Source organism: Nonomuraea sp. NPDC050153 (assembly GCF_044460125.1).
Lineage (GTDB): Bacteria > Actinomycetota > Actinomycetes > Streptosporangiales > Streptosporangiaceae > Nonomuraea.
The window spans coordinates 64,768-81,998 of sequence record NZ_JBITJQ010000011.1 but is presented as its reverse complement, the minus strand read 5'-3'; the positions used below and the strand labels follow the sequence as shown (position 1 = coordinate 81,998).

19 protein-coding genes and 3 pseudogenes are annotated in these 17,231 nt (G+C 69.2%); 8 read left to right on the top strand and 14 right to left on the bottom strand.

The features are described 5' to 3' along the window. The first annotated feature begins 343 nt into the window (after nucleotides 1–343). The 3 genes from ACIBQ1_RS26700 to ACIBQ1_RS26690 are packed head-to-tail and all read left to right on the top strand — an operon-like array spanning nucleotide 344 to nucleotide 1,982. Complete coding sequence (locus ACIBQ1_RS26700; RefSeq protein ID WP_397281634.1) at nucleotides 344–649, top strand: recombinase family protein; 306 nt, start codon at nucleotides 344–346, stop codon at nucleotides 647–649. A gap of 35 nt (nucleotides 650–684) precedes the next feature. Next, nucleotides 685–1,236, top strand: a complete 552-nt coding sequence (locus ACIBQ1_RS26695; RefSeq protein WP_397281632.1) for a hypothetical protein — start codon at nucleotides 685–687, stop codon at nucleotides 1,234–1,236. Nucleotides 1,237–1,277: 41 nt separating this feature from the next. Continuing rightward, nucleotides 1,278–1,982 carry a cytidylate kinase family protein gene (locus ACIBQ1_RS26690; RefSeq protein ID WP_397281630.1) on the top strand — a complete coding sequence of 235 codons (705 nt, stop codon included), beginning with the start codon at nucleotides 1,278–1,280 and terminating at the stop codon, nucleotides 1,980–1,982. Here ACIBQ1_RS26690 and ACIBQ1_RS26685 read toward each other — a convergent pair. From ACIBQ1_RS26685 to ACIBQ1_RS26655, 7 genes and pseudogenes are all read right to left on the bottom strand, one after another. Then, nucleotides 1,981–2,082, bottom strand: a pseudogene (locus ACIBQ1_RS26685) (transposase); the annotation flags it as partial. The gene ACIBQ1_RS26690 and the pseudogene ACIBQ1_RS26685 overlap by 2 nt on opposite strands. 49 nt (nucleotides 2,083–2,131) lie before the next feature. Beyond that, a complete protein-coding gene (locus tag ACIBQ1_RS26680; protein WP_397281629.1) occupies nucleotides 2,132–3,016 on the bottom strand; it encodes a tyrosine-type recombinase/integrase in 885 nt (294 codons plus the stop codon). Nucleotides 3,017–3,085: 69 nt separating this feature from the next. Beyond that, the gene (locus tag ACIBQ1_RS26675; protein WP_397281627.1) at nucleotides 3,086–4,972 is read right to left on the bottom strand and encodes a CocE/NonD family hydrolase; all 1,887 of its coding nucleotides are present in this window, start codon (nucleotides 4,970–4,972) and stop codon (nucleotides 3,086–3,088) included. A gap of 309 nt (nucleotides 4,973–5,281) precedes the next feature. Continuing rightward, on the bottom strand, nucleotides 5,282–5,692 hold the full coding sequence (locus ACIBQ1_RS26670) for a hypothetical protein (protein WP_397281626.1): 411 nt from the start codon (nucleotides 5,690–5,692) through the stop codon (nucleotides 5,282–5,284). 212 nt (nucleotides 5,693–5,904) lie between these two features. After that, nucleotides 5,905–7,131 carry a serine hydrolase domain-containing protein gene (locus ACIBQ1_RS26665; RefSeq protein ID WP_397281998.1) on the bottom strand — a complete coding sequence of 409 codons (1,227 nt, stop codon included), beginning with the start codon at nucleotides 7,129–7,131 and terminating at the stop codon, nucleotides 5,905–5,907. A 159-nt stretch (nucleotides 7,132–7,290) separates the two neighbouring features. Further along, nucleotides 7,291–7,908: a hemerythrin domain-containing protein gene (locus ACIBQ1_RS26660; RefSeq protein WP_397281624.1), complete on the bottom strand. Its 618-nt coding sequence runs from the start codon at nucleotides 7,906–7,908 to the stop codon at nucleotides 7,291–7,293. Nucleotides 7,909–7,922: 14 nt separating this feature from the next. Beyond that, a complete protein-coding gene (locus tag ACIBQ1_RS26655) occupies nucleotides 7,923–8,099 on the bottom strand; it encodes a hypothetical protein (protein WP_397281622.1) in 177 nt (58 codons plus the stop codon). Nucleotides 8,100–8,380: 281 nt separating this feature from the next. Between ACIBQ1_RS26655 and ACIBQ1_RS26650 the strand changes: the two genes are divergently transcribed. The 3 genes and pseudogenes from ACIBQ1_RS26650 to ACIBQ1_RS26640 all read left to right on the top strand — a co-directional run. Next, nucleotides 8,381–9,052, top strand: a complete 672-nt coding sequence (locus tag ACIBQ1_RS26650) for a LysR family transcriptional regulator (protein ID WP_397281621.1) — start codon at nucleotides 8,381–8,383, stop codon at nucleotides 9,050–9,052. A 347-nt stretch (nucleotides 9,053–9,399) separates the two neighbouring features. Further along, on the top strand, nucleotides 9,400–10,122 hold the full coding sequence (locus ACIBQ1_RS26645; protein ID WP_397281620.1) for a hypothetical protein: 723 nt from the start codon (nucleotides 9,400–9,402) through the stop codon (nucleotides 10,120–10,122). A gap of 212 nt (nucleotides 10,123–10,334) precedes the next feature. Then, a pseudogene (locus tag ACIBQ1_RS26640) lies at nucleotides 10,335–10,598 on the top strand (Tn3 family transposase); the annotation flags it as partial. 78 nt (nucleotides 10,599–10,676) lie between these two features. On the opposite strand, the gene ACIBQ1_RS26635 reads toward ACIBQ1_RS26640, so the two are convergent. From ACIBQ1_RS26635 to ACIBQ1_RS26620, 4 genes are read right to left on the bottom strand one after another with little or no spacing between them, the layout of a single operon-like run. After that, nucleotides 10,677–11,186, bottom strand: a complete 510-nt coding sequence (locus tag ACIBQ1_RS26635) for a tetratricopeptide repeat protein (protein WP_397281997.1) — start codon at nucleotides 11,184–11,186, stop codon at nucleotides 10,677–10,679. 27 nt (nucleotides 11,187–11,213) lie between these two features. Beyond that, nucleotides 11,214–13,658 (bottom strand): pentapeptide repeat-containing protein, encoded by a 2,445-nt coding sequence (locus tag ACIBQ1_RS26630; protein WP_397281619.1) that lies wholly within the window; start codon nucleotides 13,656–13,658, stop codon nucleotides 11,214–11,216. A gap of 58 nt (nucleotides 13,659–13,716) precedes the next feature. Beyond that, nucleotides 13,717–13,845 (bottom strand): hypothetical protein, encoded by a 129-nt coding sequence (locus ACIBQ1_RS26625; RefSeq protein WP_397281618.1) that lies wholly within the window; start codon nucleotides 13,843–13,845, stop codon nucleotides 13,717–13,719. Beyond that, nucleotides 13,842–14,039, bottom strand: a complete 198-nt coding sequence (locus ACIBQ1_RS26620) for a hypothetical protein (protein ID WP_397281616.1) — start codon at nucleotides 14,037–14,039, stop codon at nucleotides 13,842–13,844. The genes ACIBQ1_RS26625 and ACIBQ1_RS26620 overlap by 4 nt, the downstream gene beginning before the upstream one ends. 105 nt (nucleotides 14,040–14,144) lie before the next feature. Between ACIBQ1_RS26620 and ACIBQ1_RS26615 the strand changes: the two genes are divergently transcribed. After that, on the top strand, nucleotides 14,145–14,774 hold the full coding sequence (locus ACIBQ1_RS26615) for a TetR/AcrR family transcriptional regulator (RefSeq protein ID WP_397281615.1): 630 nt from the start codon (nucleotides 14,145–14,147) through the stop codon (nucleotides 14,772–14,774). Between the two features lie 26 nt (nucleotides 14,775–14,800). Here the strand turns inward: ACIBQ1_RS26615 and ACIBQ1_RS26610 are convergent, their stop codons facing one another. From ACIBQ1_RS26610 to ACIBQ1_RS26600, 3 genes and pseudogenes are all read right to left on the bottom strand, one after another. After that, the gene (locus ACIBQ1_RS26610) at nucleotides 14,801–15,781 is read right to left on the bottom strand and encodes an NADPH:quinone reductase (protein WP_397281996.1); all 981 of its coding nucleotides are present in this window, start codon (nucleotides 15,779–15,781) and stop codon (nucleotides 14,801–14,803) included. 20 nt (nucleotides 15,782–15,801) lie between these two features. Further along, nucleotides 15,802–15,990, bottom strand: a complete 189-nt coding sequence (locus ACIBQ1_RS26605; RefSeq protein WP_397282009.1) for a hypothetical protein — start codon at nucleotides 15,988–15,990, stop codon at nucleotides 15,802–15,804. 58 nt (nucleotides 15,991–16,048) lie between these two features. Then, nucleotides 16,049–16,330, bottom strand: a pseudogene (locus ACIBQ1_RS26600) (divalent metal cation transporter); the annotation flags it as partial. Nucleotides 16,331–16,410: 80 nt separating this feature from the next. Here ACIBQ1_RS26600 and ACIBQ1_RS26595 point away from each other — a divergent pair. Continuing rightward, nucleotides 16,411–17,229: an IclR family transcriptional regulator gene (locus ACIBQ1_RS26595; protein ID WP_397281613.1), complete on the top strand. Its 819-nt coding sequence runs from the start codon at nucleotides 16,411–16,413 to the stop codon at nucleotides 17,227–17,229. Nucleotides 17,230–17,231 lie beyond the last annotated feature (2 nt).

Below are 17,231 nucleotides of genomic sequence, written 5' to 3'. Positions count from 1 at the left end.
CAAGTGAACGATGGTCGCCCTTTCTTGCCCGAAGTGCCTTGATGCTTTCACGGACGGTCGCTGAGCCTCTCGCCTATGTCTGCCGGAGGCTATCCAGATCCATTCAGTCACCGCCTGATCGCCCGCGATGCTCTCGCCATCGGAATCAACTGTCCACCCGTCGCTGGCCGTGCGTCACCCTGGGTGACAGGGCTCTGCCGGTCTCGAATCCATGCTTTCAAGACGCGACCCGGGCGCACCCCCGGCAGCGACATCCCCGCAGGTCGGCCAGTCTCATAAGTTGGTCTCGAAAGCGGTTCTCGTAACCCTTGTCACGGCGTCAGCTTTCGATACCGTGAGGTTCGTGGACTTCGGCTATGCCCGGGTCAGCACCACTGCTCAAGATCTCACCCGGCAGATCGACACCATCAAGGCCGCCGGCATCCCCGAAGAGCTCATCTGGTCTGATCGGCGTACCGGGGCCACGATGGCCCGCGACGGCCTGGAGGACCTGCTGCGCCGCGTGCCGCCGCACGCCGGTCACTGGATCACCGTCGCGGGACGAAAGCCCGGTGCGGACGACGCCCGCCCCCGCGGCCTCGGTCGGCAGGCCATCCTGTCGAGCGCGGAGATCCTGTCAGCGGAAACGCGGACTTCGTCTGTAGGCTGAGCGCCGCTCAATCGCCGATCCGCGAAGGGGTGGTCATGGAAGCCGCTACTGGAGATCTCGCCACCTGGGTCGGGGTTGTCGTCGCTCTCGTGTTTTCCTTCACAGCCTTCGTGGTGTCCCTGGTCTCGCTCAAGTACCAACGCGACTCTGCCAAGGCGGCAAAACGAGCCGTCGAGGAAGCCAAGCGGTCGGCAGTCGCCGCCGAAGAGTCGGCAGCGGCCGGTTCGCGGTCGGCGGACGCAGCGGAGCGCTCGGCGCTCGCTGCCGAGCAGGTCGCTGAGATCGAGGCGATGCGGGAGATGCAGCTGACGGTCGCGTGGGAGGTGACGTGCGCGTCGCAGTTCGCCGCCTATCTTCGGAACACCGGCACCGAGACTGCGACTGGCGTGACGGTCGATACGACCGTCCCCGGTGTAGACCAGGCCCCAGACGGTGTGACGCCGAAGCCGGGCGCTTCAGCCAAGGTGATGATCAGCTCGTCACTGGTGCACGACACCCCACGGGAGATCAGGGTGACCTGGGATGGCGCTCCCTCGCCGGTCGCCGTCGCTGTCCCTCCGTGGCGAGCGCCAGCGACCGCAGCCTGACGTGCGGTGCTAGACAGAGACATCGTGAAGGGAGAGGCGCAATGGAGCAAGGCACCCGCGGCGAGCTCATCAGTCGGCTGGCCGAGGCGATCAGGTCCGTCACGACCACGCACCCGCTGCGGGTCGCCATCGACGGGCCGCCCGCGGCCGGCAAGACCACGCTGGCCGACGAGCTCGCCGTCGTCCTGCGCGCGCAGGACCGCGAGGTCATCCGCGCGACCATCGACGACTTCCTCTTCCCCCGTGCACACCGCTACCGACGCGGCCAGTACTCGGCCGAAGGCTGCTACTTCGACGCCCACGACCACGCCGCGCTGTGCCGGGTCCTGCTCGATCCGCTGGGCCCAGGCGGAGACCGAAGGTTCCAACAGGCGTTCTACGACAGAGAGACCGACACCCCATCGTCCCCGCCGGCCACGACCGCCTCCGCAGACGCCGTCCTGCTCTTCGACGGCGTCTTCCTCCTGCGCCCAGAACTCATCGACCGGTGGGACCTGCGCATCTTCGTGTCCGTCCCCTTCGAGCAGACGGTAGATCGCGCCCGGGATCGAGGCGCAGCGCTGGCCGGATCCACCGCCGACACCGCCGAAATCGAACGGTCCTGGCGCCACCGCTATATCCCCTCCCAACAGCTCTACTTCGCCACAGCCCGCCCGATCGACCACGCCGACATCATCGTGCACAACGACCAGCTCCAACGGCCGACCTGGGAAGTCCGACCACACTCATCAATACACAGGGTTTGACAATTGCTCCAACGCCGCGGAGACCCCGGACGATGGCCTCGCGGTGCGGGAAGATGCCGACCACGTCGGTGCGGCGGCGGATCTCCTTGTTCAGCCGCTCCTTTAACCGGCTCTGGTCTTCAGGGCGAGGCGGTGGAGGAGATCGCGGTTCAGCGCTCGAGGCGGGAAATGTGGTCGGTGCGTGCGTCGGCGACGCGGGCATGGCGCGCCGTCTCGCTGTCCCAACCGCGATTGTCGGCGTCGGCCTGGAGTGCTTGGACATCGGTGAGCTGGCTGCGCAGGGCGTCAGTGAACTCGGGGCCGGTCACGAAGTTGTCGCAGGTTTCGCAGATGTTGGCGTAGGGGCAGGCGCCTGCGGCTTCGTGTCGGGAGCAGTAGCCGTGAGCGACGCGGGTTTTGAGCATTTCGTTGTTCAGCCAGGTCACCTTGTCCGGGACGATCGGCTTGCCGGCTGGGGTCAGGGTGAATTGGCGGCGCATCCTGCCCATCGCTTCGTCGTAGGCGGTGCGCAGCGTCGGGGAGGCCAAGGTCGCGTAGCGGATGGTCATCTGCGGGGTGACGTGCCCGAGCAGAGCCATCAGTGCCTGCAGGCTCATACCGGCGTAACTGGTGGCCCAGGTGTGGCGGAGCTGATGTGGGGTGACGACGAGTACGTCGCCGTCGGGCGTGCGGAGTCCGGCCAGTTCGGCGGCGGCGAGCAGGCCGTTGCGCAGCCGGGTCGCGCCGAGTCTGCGGCCATGCTGGGTGAATAGGAAGTCGGTCGGTGTCGCGGTGCGTGGATGCGGCAGCGGTCGGTGAACGCCGCGCAGCGTGGCCCATTCATCCAGCGCGGCGAGGGTGTCGGCGTCCAGGGGGACCATGCGTTCGGTGGCCGGCTTGCCGAGCGGGACTTTCAGCCAGGTCCCGGTGGGACCGTAGTCGATGATGCTGCCGATCTCCAGGTCGAGCAGGTCGCCGACGCCCAGCCCAGCACCGCGAAGAACGGGCAGGGCCAGGCGGGCGAAATCGTCGTCCAGGCGGGAGACGGCATTCATCAGGGCGGCATCGATGTCGGGCGGCAGCGCCCGGGGCAGCGGCTGGTCGAGTTTGGGGATGTCGGTCTGTTACTTGACGGACGTGCCGGTGACCAGCGGCAGTGAGATCGACGTGCCGGCCAGGTCGACGGTGACCTTGGCCCCGGTGCCGGGTTCGACGTCCTCCCCGGTGCCGTTGCCGGACACGTCGCGGTTGAAGTCGTCGTTGGTCCCGGTCAGCACCAGGCCCAGCCGGTGCCCCGCCTTGAACTCGTAGTCCTGCGGCAGCATCTTCCAGGTGATCTGGTACGGCTTGCCCGGCGTCAGCGGTGTCGAGCGGCTGAGTGACTTGTGGTTCTGCGCGTCCAGGATTCCGCGGGTGACGACATTGAGGCCGGAGGTCTCCAGGTTGTCGCCGGCCTTGAGGTAGCAGCCGTCGTCCTCGGCCGTGCTCTGGCCGACGCAGGATTCGCCGCCGATGAACGTGAGGCCTTGCGCGGCCGTCAGGCTGTTCTCGAGGTAGTCGATGCGGGTGTCGGTGCCGTAGTCGACGAGCAGGACGCCCAGGTTGGCGGCCGGCTTGTCCAGCGTGAGGCGCAGGCTCACCGTCGGCGTTCCGGACACCCTGATCGCGGTCTTCAGCGGCGGGGTCAGGTAGGCCAGCCGGTTGGAGTTGGCGGTGGCGGGGTCGGCGGCCATCGCGACCTCGGTCTGAGCGGTGTCGAGGTAGTTGCCGGCGCCGGTCGAGGGTGTGCGGCCCAGGGAACCGTCCTGCTGCGGCCTGAAGGTCACGTTCTGCGTCGGCGCCGGCCAGTCGGCCTGGGTGATCCACCGGTCCGGGCCGAGCTGCACGTCAACGCGCGGCTGCCGCATGATGTCGTTGGCCACGCTCATGAGTTCGTGGTCGAACCACTGGTGCAGGGTGTCCACCCACACGTCGCGGCGGGCCCAGAACGGTTCGAGGTGCCCGTACTGCGTCACCCACATCTTGCGCTGAACGGTGGAGGGCAGCAGGGCCCACCACTCGGGGATCTGGTTGCTCGTCACGTTGCGGTCCTGCATGCCCATCACCGCGAAGACGCTGGCCCGGATGTTACGCGCCTTGGAGACCGACCCGGTGCGGTAGTTGCGCTCGTGCCAGTAGGCGTTGTAGTTGCCGGTGGCGTCGTCGGAGTCTTCGCGCAGCTTCTGGCGTACCGCCGCGCATTTCTCTGCCGGATCCTTGTCGACCCGCTTGGACTGCCAGGCCGCCGCGTCCTTGAACCAGGTCAGGACGCCGTTGATGCGCGAGTTCTCGTATCCGCTGGTGTAGCCGGCGATGTTCACGATCGTCGCCAGCCCTTGCACGCCGGTGCCGGCGACGGCGGCGCCGAGCGCTCCTTCGTAGGAGTGGCCGATCATGCCGGTGCGTCCGGTGGTCCAGGTGGCTGTGACCGGTGCGCCCTGGTCGTCGTAGGCGCTCGCCCGGCCGTTCAGCCAGTCGACGACCGCCTTGCCGCCCAGCACGTCGGGGGCGCCGTAGGAGGCCGGGCAGCCCTCGGACAACCGGGTGCCGATCATGTCGACGGACACGAACGCGTACCCGCGGGGCACGAAGTAGTTGTCGTACCACATCGGGAACTTCGTCACGTTCCCGTTCGCGTCGTAGGTCTTCTTCTCGATCTCGTAGCCGACGCCCGGTTCGTCGTAGTACGGGGTCTCGTGCATGACCACCGGGACCTTGAGCCCGGAACCGGACTCCTTCGGCCGGATGATGTCCACCCGGATCAGATCCTTCTTGCCGTCGCCGTCGCTGTCGACCGGCGACTGCACCCGTACGTGCTCACGGATGGCGTCAGCATAGGAGAAGACGGGCTGCGTCACCCCATCGGAGACCTTGATCTTCGGCTCCGCCGTCGCGGAGGCGGCGGGAGCACCGGCGATCACGAGCGCGGTCGTGAGGGTGACCGCGGCGAGAGACCGTCGCGAGGTTAACATGTGTATCCCTTCTAGAGTCGGTTGCTGTCATCGGTGAAGCCATCGCCGGCGCCATGTGGCGTTTCCCGCTTGTCAATGCGGGCGTGCCGGCCAGATCAGCGGGATCAGCGTCGGATGGCGGAGCACACGGAGGTGGCGGCGAGCTTGCCGCCGGACGGTGGCAAGCTCGCCATGGCTCGGGCGAACGGCGAGGGTGCGGCGAGCCTGGCTCGGCATCCCTGGCAGGGATCGGCCCCTGCCTGCCCCGCTCTCGTCGTCGTGTCATGGAGGGCCGGACAAGGTCCCCGTGACAAGCTTCAGGCAGACGTCCTATCGAGCGGCGCCGAGGGCTTCGGTGATCTTGCGGGTCATGTCCGCCACAGTGGGGCTGGGCCGGCCCTGGTGAGGGCGGGCGGCCGCGTCGACGGCGACGAGGACGGTGCGGCGGAAGTTGTCGGCTTCGGCCGGATCCTGCTCCTTGAGCAGGCTCATGGCTGCGGTCAGGGCCGGCAGCACCTGGTCGGCGATGGCGGCCACCGACTTGCTGTCCAGCTTCATGTCCTTGGGGTACTCGGCGAGCACGTGCCCGACCAGCCCGGTGGCGGAGGACAGGGCGATGGAGCCCTCGGTGGCGGCCTTGTGGGGCTTGCCGGCGGCATCGGCGGCGGACATCAGCGTGACGGCGCCGTAGGCGGCGGTGCGCAGGGTGAGCTTGTCCTGATCGGTCAGGGTGATGGACATGGTGGTGCGCTCCTTTGAGGTTGTTCTGAGGTTCGATCGAACGGACCGATGGTGAAATGCGTCCTGGTGGTGCCCGGGATGTCTCGACCGCTGAGGCCAGGCCAAGTTCGATTCCGTGCGGAAACGTCGACAGTTCGGCCGCCAGAGCTGGACCGTTGGGTGCCGTGAGTCCCGTGAGCGGAGGGCGGGGCGTACCGGGCGGGGGCTCGGTGTCAGTCGTCGATGGCCTGGTAGAGGGTGGTCCAGAAGTCGTGCATCAGCCGTATCGAATGCGGGGCGGACGCGCCGACTTGGGTGAGCAGGACGCCGGTGAGCTGGTTGGTGGGATCGGCGTAGGTGGACGTGCCGCTGCCGCCGTCCCAGCCGAACTGGCCGATCGGCGCGTAGTCGCCGCGGTAGGTGCGCACCGCCATGCCAAAACCCCAGCCGCCATGCTGCCCCTGGCCGAAGGAGAGGTGGACGTTGTCGGTGGCCATGGCGTGCCGGGCGGCTTGCTGCTCGGGGGTGAGACGGTTGGTGGTCATCAGCTCGACGGCGGGCCGCGACAGGATCCGCTCGCTGCCATGAACCCCGCCGTTGAGCAGCATCTGGAAGTAGGCGTGGTAGTCATCGGCGGTGGAGACCAGCCCGCCGCCGCCCTGGAACGCCGGCGGCCGGCTCCACCGTCCGCTCTCGGCCTCGTCCCACACGTGGAACTCGCCGGTCTGCGGGTCGGGCGCGTACAGGGTGGGCAGTCGGTCGATCTGGTCGGCGGGCACGTGGAAGCCGGTGTCCTTCATGCCGAGGGGGTCGAAGATGCGTTCGCGCAGGAACGTCTCGAACGACTGGCCGGCGACCCGGGCCACCAGCACGCTGAGGACATCATGGCTGATCTGGTACTGCCAGCGCTCGCCGGGCTGGTACATCAGCGGAAGCTCGCCCAGGCGGCGCATCCACTCATCCGGTCCGGGCATCGGCTCCGGCAGATTGGGCGTGAGCCCCTGCTCGAAGACCGCGCCCATGATCGGGGTGCCCAGCGACGTCATGTCCATGCCGAGCCCGAACGTGGAGGTCAGCAGGTCGCGTACGGTGATCGGCCGCCGCGCCGGCACGGTGTCGTCCAGCGGGCTGTCGATCCGCTTCAGCACCTGCCGGTCGGCCAGCTCCGGTAGCCACGGCTCGACCGCATCGTCCAGCCGCAGCCGGCACTCATCCAGCAGCACCATCGCCGCCGCCATCGCGACCGGCTTGGACGTGGAGGCCATCCGGAAGATCGTGTCCCGGCGCATCGGCGCGCCACCGTCCTGGCGCATCGTCCCGATCGTTTCGACGTGCGTCTCCTCGCCCCGGCTGACCAGGGCGACGATTCCGGGAATCTTCCCGGATTCGACATGCCGGGCCAGCACCTCGCGCAGTCTGTACAGCCCAGTCTTGGACAAGCGGCTGTTGCTCTGTCCCATCATGAATCTCCTTACCTACAGTGTTCGATCTTGCAAGACGCCGTGATCGCCGAACCGTTCAGGCATCCACCATCGCCGACCGCCCTGATACCGAGCCGTCGCCGTCCTGACACCACTGCTGACACGACACCGCTTGGCCGACGACGGGCGCGATGATGGTCATGCCCGGCTGCACCAGCGGTCGAGGGCGGCGTGGGCGGGCTGCCACTGGGTGTCGTAGGCGGTGCGGGCGGCCTCGGGCAGGGTGGCGAGCACTCTCGCGGTGGTCTGCGGGTCGGCGTTCTCCAGCAGCCACGGCAGCAGCCGGGGTGCGTCGGCGCCGACCCGCCGGGCGTGGATCTGGTCGAAGGCCGCCCACTGCCTTGCGGTGAGAGCTCGCCGGATGAGCGGAATCACCGCGTCCTCCTCATGCCCGAGATGCCCGCGCAAGCCCGTGACCAGGGAATCGGCCAGATCCCCGAGCCGGACCTGGTCGGCTTCGGGGTCGGCCAGCAGCTCGTCGACCGTCGCGATGACCTGGTCGATGGCTGCGTGTTCGGCCTCCATCGCCTCCAGCGGCACCAGGTCGTCCGGCCGGTCGGCCAACTGCCGGCGCAGCGCCGGCCAGAGCATGTCGTCTTCGGCACGGTGATGGATGCGCACGGATCGCGTGAACAGCTGCCAGCCGATCGCCGTGCGCAGGATACGCCTGGGATCATCGTCGATCCGGACGGTGACGCGGGCGATGTGCTCCAGTTCCCGGCGCAGAGCATGGTGCATGGCGTACATCGCCGTCATGTCCAAGGGCATGGTCAGGTCCGAGTGGTGCCCACGCATACGCTGCGGCGGTTGCTCCGGCCGGTGCGCCGCCCGACGATCTCGGGCCGCTCAGGGGATATCCAGCCCTGGTTGACGGCCTTGAAGAGGGCCCCGCTGTCTTTCATCCCGTCGGGACGGGCAAAGGCGGGGTTGGTCATATGCGCTCGCATGATGCTGCTCCTGTGGAACGAGGGATCGGGAAACACACGTGAGGTCAAGAGTTGTCGGCTCACGTGGACTGTTCCGGTCGATTCCACTGTGCTGAGACGCCGCGTCTCGATCAACGCCGACTTCGAGCACCCAGCGATAACCCGCGGGTTATCACAACGCGAGGACGTCGAACCCTTCGCCTGGCAGCCCGTATTACCCGCTGATGCGAAGGCGCGTCATCATCTCTATCCTTCGTATGCCGTCGGGCGATGGGCCGATTGAGCAACGGATCGGGGCAGGCATGGAGATACGTGATATCGAGATCTTTCTGACCCTGGCCGAAGAGCTCCACTTCGGCCGGGCCGCGGACCGGCTGCACGTTTCCCAGGCGCGGGTCAGCCAGGCCATCAATCAGCAGGAGCGCCGCCTGGGTGGCGCGCTGTTCGACCGCACCAACCGCCGCCAGATCCGCCTGACCCCGCTGCCGCCAACTCCGCGACGACCTGCGACCGGTCTACGCGGGCCTGCGCGACAGCCTCGAACGCGCCCACCTCGCCGCCCGCGGCTCACCCACGTCCTGCGCGTCGGCATGCTCCCCATCAACACCTATGACCTGCGCCCCTACTGGGGCACCTTACGCGCCCGCCATCCTCAGTGGCAGCTGCAGATCCAGCACGCCTCCTTCGTCGATCCGTTCGCCGGGTTACGCCGCGGCGATCTCGACATGCTGGTCTGCTGGCTGCCGGTCGAAGAACCCGACCTGACGGTGGGCCCGGTCCTGTTCGCCGACCCGCGAGTGCTGGCCGTGGCCGCCCGCATGAGGCGCTTCTGGAGCCGGCCCGACATCGCCTACCTGCCCGTCCGGGACATCGACGCCCTGCGATATGCCCTGGTGTGGCGTACCGAGACCGAGAACGACCCGATCCGGGCCCTCGCCCGAGTCGCCGCCGACATCGGCACCCTTGCCACGTGAGCCGCGCATCCTGGGAAGGAACGGGCTTCGCCCGAACGCCTTAACCCCAGCCGACCCCCGCCGCAGAACCACCCACCGACGCGGAAGCCTTGGCCAAGGTGATCGGAGCCGATCTCGTATCGATCCACCCACCATGGTTTCGTGACGTGCCCGTCCGCTTCCACCGTTGTCTGTAATGTTCCTGATGCGGTCGGCCGCGACCGGGTCGGTGGTGATGCACCCCTGGGTGCCCACCTGGCCAGTGCTCGTATAGCCGCCGGTCGGCCAGCGCATCGGCCGGATAACGATTGCCGTCGGGGCCAGTTGTGATCCCAGGTTGTGATCTTCTTCTGGCACGATCGCCGACCATGAAGAAGACGATCACCATCGTGGCGGCCTGCGGCGCACTGATGCTGGCCACCGTGCCCGCTCAGGCCGCGCCGAAGGACCCTGTCAGCGCGTTGAAGGCCAAGCTGGTGCCCGGGCACGGCGTGCGGTTCACCGACACCGTCACCTGGTCGGACGGCACCGACAATCGGGGAGCCCGGGACAACAAGGGCAGCTTCCAGTTCGGCAAGAAGGGCATCGCCGCCTTCGACATCACCATGGACTACGGCAGCGACGACAAGGAACGATTCATCTCCGTCGGCAAGACCGGCTATTACTCGGGCGGTCGCCTGGAAGGCCTGCTTCCCAAGGGGAAGACCTGGTTCAAGACCGGTGGCGGCGCCATTCCCGACTCCTGGGCCCAGTTCCTCAATCCGGCCGAGCCGAAGACCTTGGCCGCGTTGATCAAGAACGGGAACACGAAGGGGAACTCCGTCACCGGCTCGATCACGCTGAAGGAACTCAAAGCGGTCTCGGCCTGGGTCAGCGGCGCGAGAACGGGCAAGGAGAACGACGGCGTCAAGATCGCTTACACCCTTACCCTGTCCTCGGCGGGCCTGGTGAGCAGGGTGCAGACGTCGTACACACTGTCACGCGACGGAGAGCTCGACGAGGTCACCGTCGACAGCCGCTACACCGGGTGGGGCAGCAAGGTGTCGATCAAGGCACCGGACCCCGACACGGTGACCAGCAAGTTCCGCTGACCCCCACCTTCCGCCAGCACCCAGGGCACGATCGCACCACCGACGCGGACGTCCTCATCTCAATCACGCCACCCTCGATTCGGGGATGCGGGTGAGCTTTTCGAGCCGGTTGTAGCCGGCTCGAAAGTTCCGGTGCCGGCCAGCTCACCCGCGCTGAGCTCGATCCCTTCGTACGCCAGCACGGTCCGAGCCGGATCGGCAACGACCCTCTGGTGCTCGATCCGTCTGTTCGCGCTGTCGGATATGGTGCGGCTGACATCCATAACGCATCCGCCTGCGGGCAACCGCAGAGCCGTGGCCTCGACCGGGAGAACGTCGAGGTCTCCGCGCCGGCACTGCACCTGATCGCCGCCGCGATCACCTATCTCAACACGCACCTGATTCAGAACGTGCTGCGTGATCCGGCCTGGCGAAAACGGCTGAGCCCGGCTGACCGGCGCGGGCTGACCGCCCTGTTCTGGTCCCATCTGAACCTGTATGGGCGCTTCGAGCTCGGCCGGGAGGTCACCTGCCAGACGTCCCGGATGAGCTCCGGGCCGAGGCCCCCACCCGGCTCAAGGTCTTTCGTTGAGCCGGCGGAGGGCCTCCTGCGCGTCAGGTTGTCCGGCTTGTGCGGCCAGCGTCACCCAGCGCTGCACCTCGGCCGAATCGTCAGCATAGCTCTGCAGGAGCCTGGCCATCGTGTACATCGACTCAGGATCGCCTCCGTCTGCGGCGATCCTGGCCCACCCGATGGCGCCGTCGACGTCGTCGCGGGCGTGGGCGGCCCGGCCGAGATAGAACGCGGCGCGGGTGTAGCCGGTGTCAAGCGCCCGGTGGAACCATCGCCCGGCCTCCTCGTGGCCGCCGCGCTCCTCGCAGAGGAGCCCGAGGTTGCACATCGACGGAGCCTGGCCCGCGGCGGCCGCTCGCCGGTACATCTCCTCGGCCCGCTCGCGGTGGCCGTTCTCGGCGAGGAACACCCCATAGTCGTGCATCACCGGGCCGTGGCCGGCGTCGGCGGCCCGCTGATACCACAACTCGGCGCGCTCCACGTCGCCCCGGGCGTCGAACGTCATCGCCAGGGCACCCAGGGCGTCGGCCTCACCGGCCTACTCGTCAGCGGCGGCGCCGCCGTCACCGGACGCTGGTACGGCGGTGCCGGTGATCGCGCCGTCCAGGCTGGAGCGCTTGAGATCGAGCGTGTTCAGGTCGCATCCACGCAGGTCGACGCCGGTCAGGTCACACTCGCGGAACGAGGTGTGGTCGAGCCTGGCACCGGCCAGAACCGCGCCGGTCAAGGTCGCCGGCTGGATCATTGCGCTGCCCAGCCGGGTGAAGGCGATGGCCGCGTCGACCATCTCGCTGTAGCCGAACCCCGCCCTGGTGAGGTCGGCGCCAGCCAAGCCGGCCTCGGTCAGGTCGGCGCCGGAGAAGATGGCGCCGCGTGCGGAGACCCGCGACAGGTTCGCGCCGGTGAGGTCGGCGCCGGCGAAGACCATCTGGTCGAGGTTCAGTCCGCGCAGATCGGCGCCGGAAAGGTCGAGGTCCTCCTCCGCGTGGTCGGCGCGCCACTGGTTGAAGGCGTGCGGCCCCTGCTTCAGGATCCCGATGACCTCTGCCGTCGCGCCATCGGCCACCGCTCCGGGACGCTCCGCCCGTCCAGGATCGTCGAGGGCGGAGATCTCCTGCCTCGCGGCGGCGACCTCCGCGGTGAGTTCCTCTTCGTCGGGATACATCTCCGCCATCGCCTCCACCATCGTGAGGCGAGTGCCCAGCAGCCTGCGCGCGTTGTCCCGGTCGTCGTCCCTCTCGGCCAGGCCGGCGAGGCGTTGGAAGGCCAGAGCGGCTTCCAGGGCCGCTTCCGGGCTCATCAGCGCCTGGAAGAGCCGGGTACGGATCATCGAGCACTCGGACCAGGTCTCGTACTCCTTGTCCTTGTGCTCCGGCAGGTCGAGCGCGCGGTACACCTCGCCGAGGCGCTGCAACGAGCCGGCGAGCCGCTGGTCGGCCTCCATGAAGGTGGGATGCTCGGCCGCCAGTTCGCGGTAGATGTCCACGGCGACCGTGAGCACGGCCTCAGCCTCGACCAGGTGGCCGTCGGCGAACCGGGCCTGGCCGCAGCTGTCGTGCGCGGCGCCGAGGCAGAACCTGGCCTCGTCGCGCTGAGGGTGAGTGGCGGCCCACTCCTTGACGGCGGGCAGCGATCGTTCGGCCACCTCTCGCGCGGCGCGCGGGAAGTCGTGCCGGAGCAACATGGCGATCAGGTGCTCACGAAGGAGACTGTGGTAGGCCGCCGGCACGTGCGGCGCGATCTCTCCCAGGAGCGCCATCCCCGCGTACTCGTGGTCCGTCTCCAGGCTTTCGGCGATGGCGCGGGCGAAGCTCGTCAGGTCGTCGATCCCCTGCACCGCTATCAGGTGCCGGCAGACGGCGACATAGTCGTCGAACGTGCCGTCTTCGTGAGTCCGGCTGTAGTGCATGTTCATGGCGCGTTCGTGGCGGTCGGCGATGGCCGGGCCTTGGTGCGGTGCCAGTGCCTCCGCGATCCAGCGATCGGCGAAGTAGACGGTGCCGCCGTCCCATCCCTCCCACGCGCTGAGCAGCCCGAGCTCGGCGAGCCTGTCCGCGGCAGCCTGCGTGCTCTGGAGCGCCTTGCGCTCGGGCTTCGGGCGGGGCCTGCGGTCCGGCTCGCTGGTGTCGCAGGCGACGGCCAGGTCGTAGGCGGTGAACGGGACGGTGGCGATCGCGGCCTGGAGCAGGGTCTCGCGCTGCGCCGCCGTCAGGTCGGCCAAGACCAGATCGACAGGTGCGGCCCCCGGCGTCACGGCCGCGAGCCGCGCCCCCGCGCCCCCAGGGTTGGCGGACAGCCAGTCGTCGATGAGTAGCAGGGACCGCTGATGTCCCGCGGTCGTGCGGACCACGCGCTCCCGGGTGACCGGATCGACGGTGGACAGGAAGGGCAGTCCGGCCGCCAGTACGGCCCCCGAGCCGAAGTCCAGGGGGCCGAGCCGTAAGACGCCCAGCCGGTTGTCCGTGGGCAGCGGCATCCGGCTGGTCACGAGCACCCGACCCCGATCGGCGGCCTGGCACAGCCGGTCGAACACCTCGGCGAAGCCGGGATCCAGGAAGCCCGTGCTGTCGAGGTTCCGGCTCAGGTCGTCGAAGAGCAGGACCAGGGGGAAGCTCTCCAACAGCCGGCAGGTCGTGTCGAGCATCTCGTCGTCCGACGGAGCCAGGCCGATGGCTCCCATCATGCGCGTCTGTTCCGGGGAGAGCTGCTCTCCCCAGCCTAAGAAGGCCTCCGTGACGCCTCGGAACAGCGTTCGCGGAGACCACCTGCCCACCGTGGCCGCCACTCCCCAGCCATCGGTCCGAAGCCGCTCCAGCACCTGGCGGGCCAGGGCACTCTTGCCCGTCCCCGCGTCACCGGTGATCACGAGCCCGGCCGGGCCGGCGGCCAGCGTCGTCAGCGCGGCACGTACGTCCTGCTCTCTCACCAGACCGGGCGGTCCCAGCCGCCGCGCCTCCGGGCTCATGTCCGCATCCACGTTCACGACCATCCTCCAGCAGGTACGACGCATTCGACCGATCAATCCCCGATGCCGGAGGAGCCTACTTGATCATCGGCGATCGAATGAGCCAGTTGAAGGACCAGGCCCGGGCGAACTGCGCTCCGCCCCGCGCGAGCAGTCGCGGGCGCACCTTCTCCGCCACCACCCGCCGGACGGGAGAGCCCGTCAAGGCCGAGCCCCCGCCTCCTCCACGAGATCAAGGTGGACCTCCATGTCCTCCAGCGGCGCGTTCAGGTCGTCGATGTAGTCGCCGAAGCGGCGCACGTTGTCCTCGTGGTAGGGAGACATGATGGCCACCTCGGTGCGCTGCACCGTCTCGAGCAGAGAGCGTTCCGGCAGCCGCCCCTTGACCGTCGTGGCCAACTTGAGCGCCTCGGCGACCGGCGGGCCGAGGCTCCGGCGATCATCGCCCTCCGGGCCGGAAGGCAGCGCAACCGGCAGGATGCTGCCAGTTGATATGATCGAGTGGTGGCCACAGAGACCGAGCGGCACCTGCGGGCCGACGCCGCACGCAACGCCGAACGGATCGTGCGCGCCGCGCACGCAGCCTTCACCGACGACGGCCCGGACGTGTCACTCGAGGAGATCGCCCGCCGCGCCGGAGTGGGCATCCGGACGCTCTACCGCCACTTCCCCCGCCGGGGCGACCTCATCCAGGCCGTGCTCGACCAGCGGGTGACCGAGGATCTCATGCCCGCGATCCAGCGAGCGCTCGACGACGACAACCCGCTCCACGGCCTGACCACACTGATCGAAACCGCACTCGCCATGGTCGCCCGCGAGATGAACACCCTCACCGCCGCCAAGAGCACCGACTCCCTCACCCCTGACCTGTCCACCGCCTACTTCGAGGCCATGACCCAGCTCATGCGCCGAGCCCAGCAGGCCCGCCTCCTGCGCGCCGACCTCGTCCCGGACGACCTCACCAGGATCATGGCCATGCTCACCGGAGTGCTCTGGAGCATGGACCCCAAGACCGAGGGCTGGCGCCGCTACCTCGGCTTCGTCCTCGACGGCCTCTCCCCCGCCACCGCGACCGTCCAGCCCCCGGCCGTGCCCGTGGTGCGGGACCCGCGAGCGGGCAGCCTGTTCGACTGACCCGTCCGGCGGCTGATGAGCCGGCGTCACTCGGGGATGGTGACGAGGACGCGGCCACGGCCGCCGGCGTCCACGCGCTCGTGGGACTTGGCGATGTCCGCCAGCGGGAAGTGACCGCCGACGTCGACCCGCACGGCACCGGCGGCGGCCGCGGCCGTGAGGTCGCGGGCGGCGTGCTGCTTGGCCTGGAGGGGGAAGTCGTCGCTGCCGAGCAGGCGCACCGTCACGTTGGCGAACAGCAGGGGCCAGAACGGCAGCTCGGTCCGGTCGGCGCGGGTGGCGTAGGCGGCGATGACCGCGTCGTTGGCGACGACCGCGACGTCCAGGTCGGCGTTGTCGGACAGGGCCACCTCGATGATGCGGTGCACGCCCCGCGGCGCGTGGGCGCGGATCGCCTCCGCCGCGTCGCCGCGGTCGAGCGCCACGGCGTGGGACACCACGGAGGAGTCGACGCGGTCGAGGTCGCCGGTGCGGGTCACGGTGCCGATCACGGTGGCTCCGGCCCAGCGGGCCAGCTGCGCGGCCAGCGAGCCGACGGCCCCGAGCACGCCGTGCACCAGCACGATCCGGCCGTCGACCGGGCCGTCGGCGAACACCGCCCGGTGCGCGGTGATCCCGGGGATGCCGAGGGCGGCACCGAGGTCGTCGCCGAGGTGGTCGGGCAGAGGCACGGCCAGGTGGCCGGGCACGACGGTGTACTGGGCGGCGGTGCCGAAGGGCCGGTAGGACTGGGCGCCGAACACCCACACGCGCTGCCCGACGCGGCGCGCGTCGACGCCCTCGCCGACGGAGTCGACGACCCCGGCCGCGTCGCTGTGCGGGATGACCCGGGGGTAGGGCATCGACGAGCCGAGCCAGCCGCGGCGCTTCTTGGTGTCGCCGGGGTTCACGCCGGACACGCGTACGCGTACCCGGACCTCGCCGGGGCCCGGCCGCGGGTCGGGCAGCTCGCCCACCCGCAGGACGTCGGTGGCGGGTCCTTGCCGGTCGTACCAGGACGCGAGCATGTGCGACCTCCATGGGTCCGTCAGTCGGTGTGCCGATCCGGCGTGGCCGGGCCGGCGTCGAGCATCTCGTGCAGCCACGCGCGTTCGGCGTGGCTGGTGGCGCGGGCGATCCGGAGCATGCCGCGGCGGTAGGGGTCGGCGAGCTCGTCGGCGCGCATCGGACGCTCGCCTTCGTAGAAGAAGCTCGCCGGTTGTTCGAGGAACTCCACGCAGGAGGCCCGACATGATCGCCGCGCCCGCGTAGCAGCCGACCGAGGTCGAGGCCAGGCCGGAGGCGAGGATCGCGACGGCGAAGACGGCGCCGATGGCCGGGCCCAGCACATGGGAGATGGCCGCCTGGGCGCCCTCGATCGTGCCGACGCCCGGAACGCCGTACAGGTTGGCCGCGGCCAGCAGCAGCAGCGCGATGTTGACCGAGCCCGCGACGACCAGGGCGATGGTCACGTCCCACCTGGTCGCCCGGAGCAGGCGCCGGGTCCTGGCCGGGTCCGGGTCGAAGCCGTGACGGTCACGGGCGAGCGAGGAGTGCAGATAGACCGCATGGGGCATGACCTCGGCCGGATGCGGCCACCTCCGGCGAGAAGTGCCATTATGTGGCAGGTGGCCAAAGTGACAATGGAAGGTGGACCGTGCCGAAAGTCCGATCGGAAAGCACGCAACCCCTGCGCTCCGCCCAGCGGATGCTGGACGTGCTGGGCTCCTTCTCGATCGCCAAGTCCTCACGCACGCTGACGGAGATCAGCGAGGAGCTCGACCTGGCGCCCAGCACGGTGCGGCGGCTGCTCCTGGTCCTCGAAGGGCACGACCTCCTGATCCTCGACCGCGAGACGGGCCGGTACGGCATCTCCCCGCGCATCGCCCGGCTGGAGATGATCGCCCGGGCGCGCAGCATCATCGCGGTCGCCGCCCCGATCCTCGCGCGGCTGTGCGACGAGACGAAGGAGACGGTCATCCTCGACGCGCTCGACGGCGGCGAGTGCGTGCACATCGACGCCCACCACGGGCACAAGCTGATCTCCGCCTACAACCCCGCCGGCACCCGCTTCCCCTCGTGGTCGGGGCTGGCCGGCGGCCAGGTGCTCCTGGCCTGGGCGTCCGAGCAGCGGCTGCGCTCGCTGGTGCCCGGCCCGGACGAGTGGCGGACCGAGGGCCGCAGCCGGTTCGCGACGTTCGAGGAGTTGCACGAGGAGCTGCAGCGCGTACGGCGCCGGGGCTACGCGGTCAACGACCGCGGGACCGACCCGGAGGCCTGGGCCGTCGCCGCGCCCGTCTGGTCCTCCAGGCACGCCGTGGACGCCGCGATCTCGATCGTCATCCCCAGCTCCCGGGCCAAGCGGGCCTACACCCAGCAGCTGACCGCGGCGGTCAAACAGGCCGCCGACGAGGTCACGGACGCGTGGGGGCCCATGGCCAAGGAGGCCTACGGCGATCCGCCGCACCCGCGCTGAGC

What these genes read in the sequence shown, in the direction of transcription:
- ACIBQ1_RS26695 (WP_397281632.1), top strand. Translation starts at nt 685, where the DNA reads ATGGAAGCCGCTACTGGAGATCTCGCCACCTGGGTCGGGGTTGTCGTC.
- ACIBQ1_RS26690 (WP_397281630.1), top strand. Translation starts at nt 1,278, where the DNA reads ATGGAGCAAGGCACCCGCGGCGAGCTCATCAGTCGGCTGGCCGAGGCG.
- ACIBQ1_RS26680 (WP_397281629.1), bottom strand. Translation starts at nt 3,016, where the DNA reads ATGAATGCCGTCTCCCGCCTGGACGACGATTTCGCCCGCCTGGCCCTG.
- ACIBQ1_RS26675 (WP_397281627.1), bottom strand. Translation starts at nt 4,972, where the DNA reads ATGTTAACCTCGCGACGGTCTCTCGCCGCGGTCACCCTCACGACCGCG.
- ACIBQ1_RS26670 (WP_397281626.1), bottom strand. Translation starts at nt 5,692, where the DNA reads ATGTCCATCACCCTGACCGATCAGGACAAGCTCACCCTGCGCACCGCC.
- ACIBQ1_RS26665 (WP_397281998.1), bottom strand. Translation starts at nt 7,131, where the DNA reads ATGGGACAGAGCAACAGCCGCTTGTCCAAGACTGGGCTGTACAGACTG.
- ACIBQ1_RS26660 (WP_397281624.1), bottom strand. Translation starts at nt 7,908, where the DNA reads ATGACGGCGATGTACGCCATGCACCATGCTCTGCGCCGGGAACTGGAG.
- ACIBQ1_RS26655 (WP_397281622.1), bottom strand. Translation starts at nt 8,099, where the DNA reads ATGCGAGCGCATATGACCAACCCCGCCTTTGCCCGTCCCGACGGGATG.
- ACIBQ1_RS26650 (WP_397281621.1), top strand. Translation starts at nt 8,381, where the DNA reads ATGGAGATACGTGATATCGAGATCTTTCTGACCCTGGCCGAAGAGCTC.
- ACIBQ1_RS26645 (WP_397281620.1), top strand. Translation starts at nt 9,400, where the DNA reads ATGAAGAAGACGATCACCATCGTGGCGGCCTGCGGCGCACTGATGCTG.
- ACIBQ1_RS26610 (WP_397281996.1), bottom strand. Translation starts at nt 15,781, where the DNA reads ATGCTCGCGTCCTGGTACGACCGGCAAGGACCCGCCACCGACGTCCTG.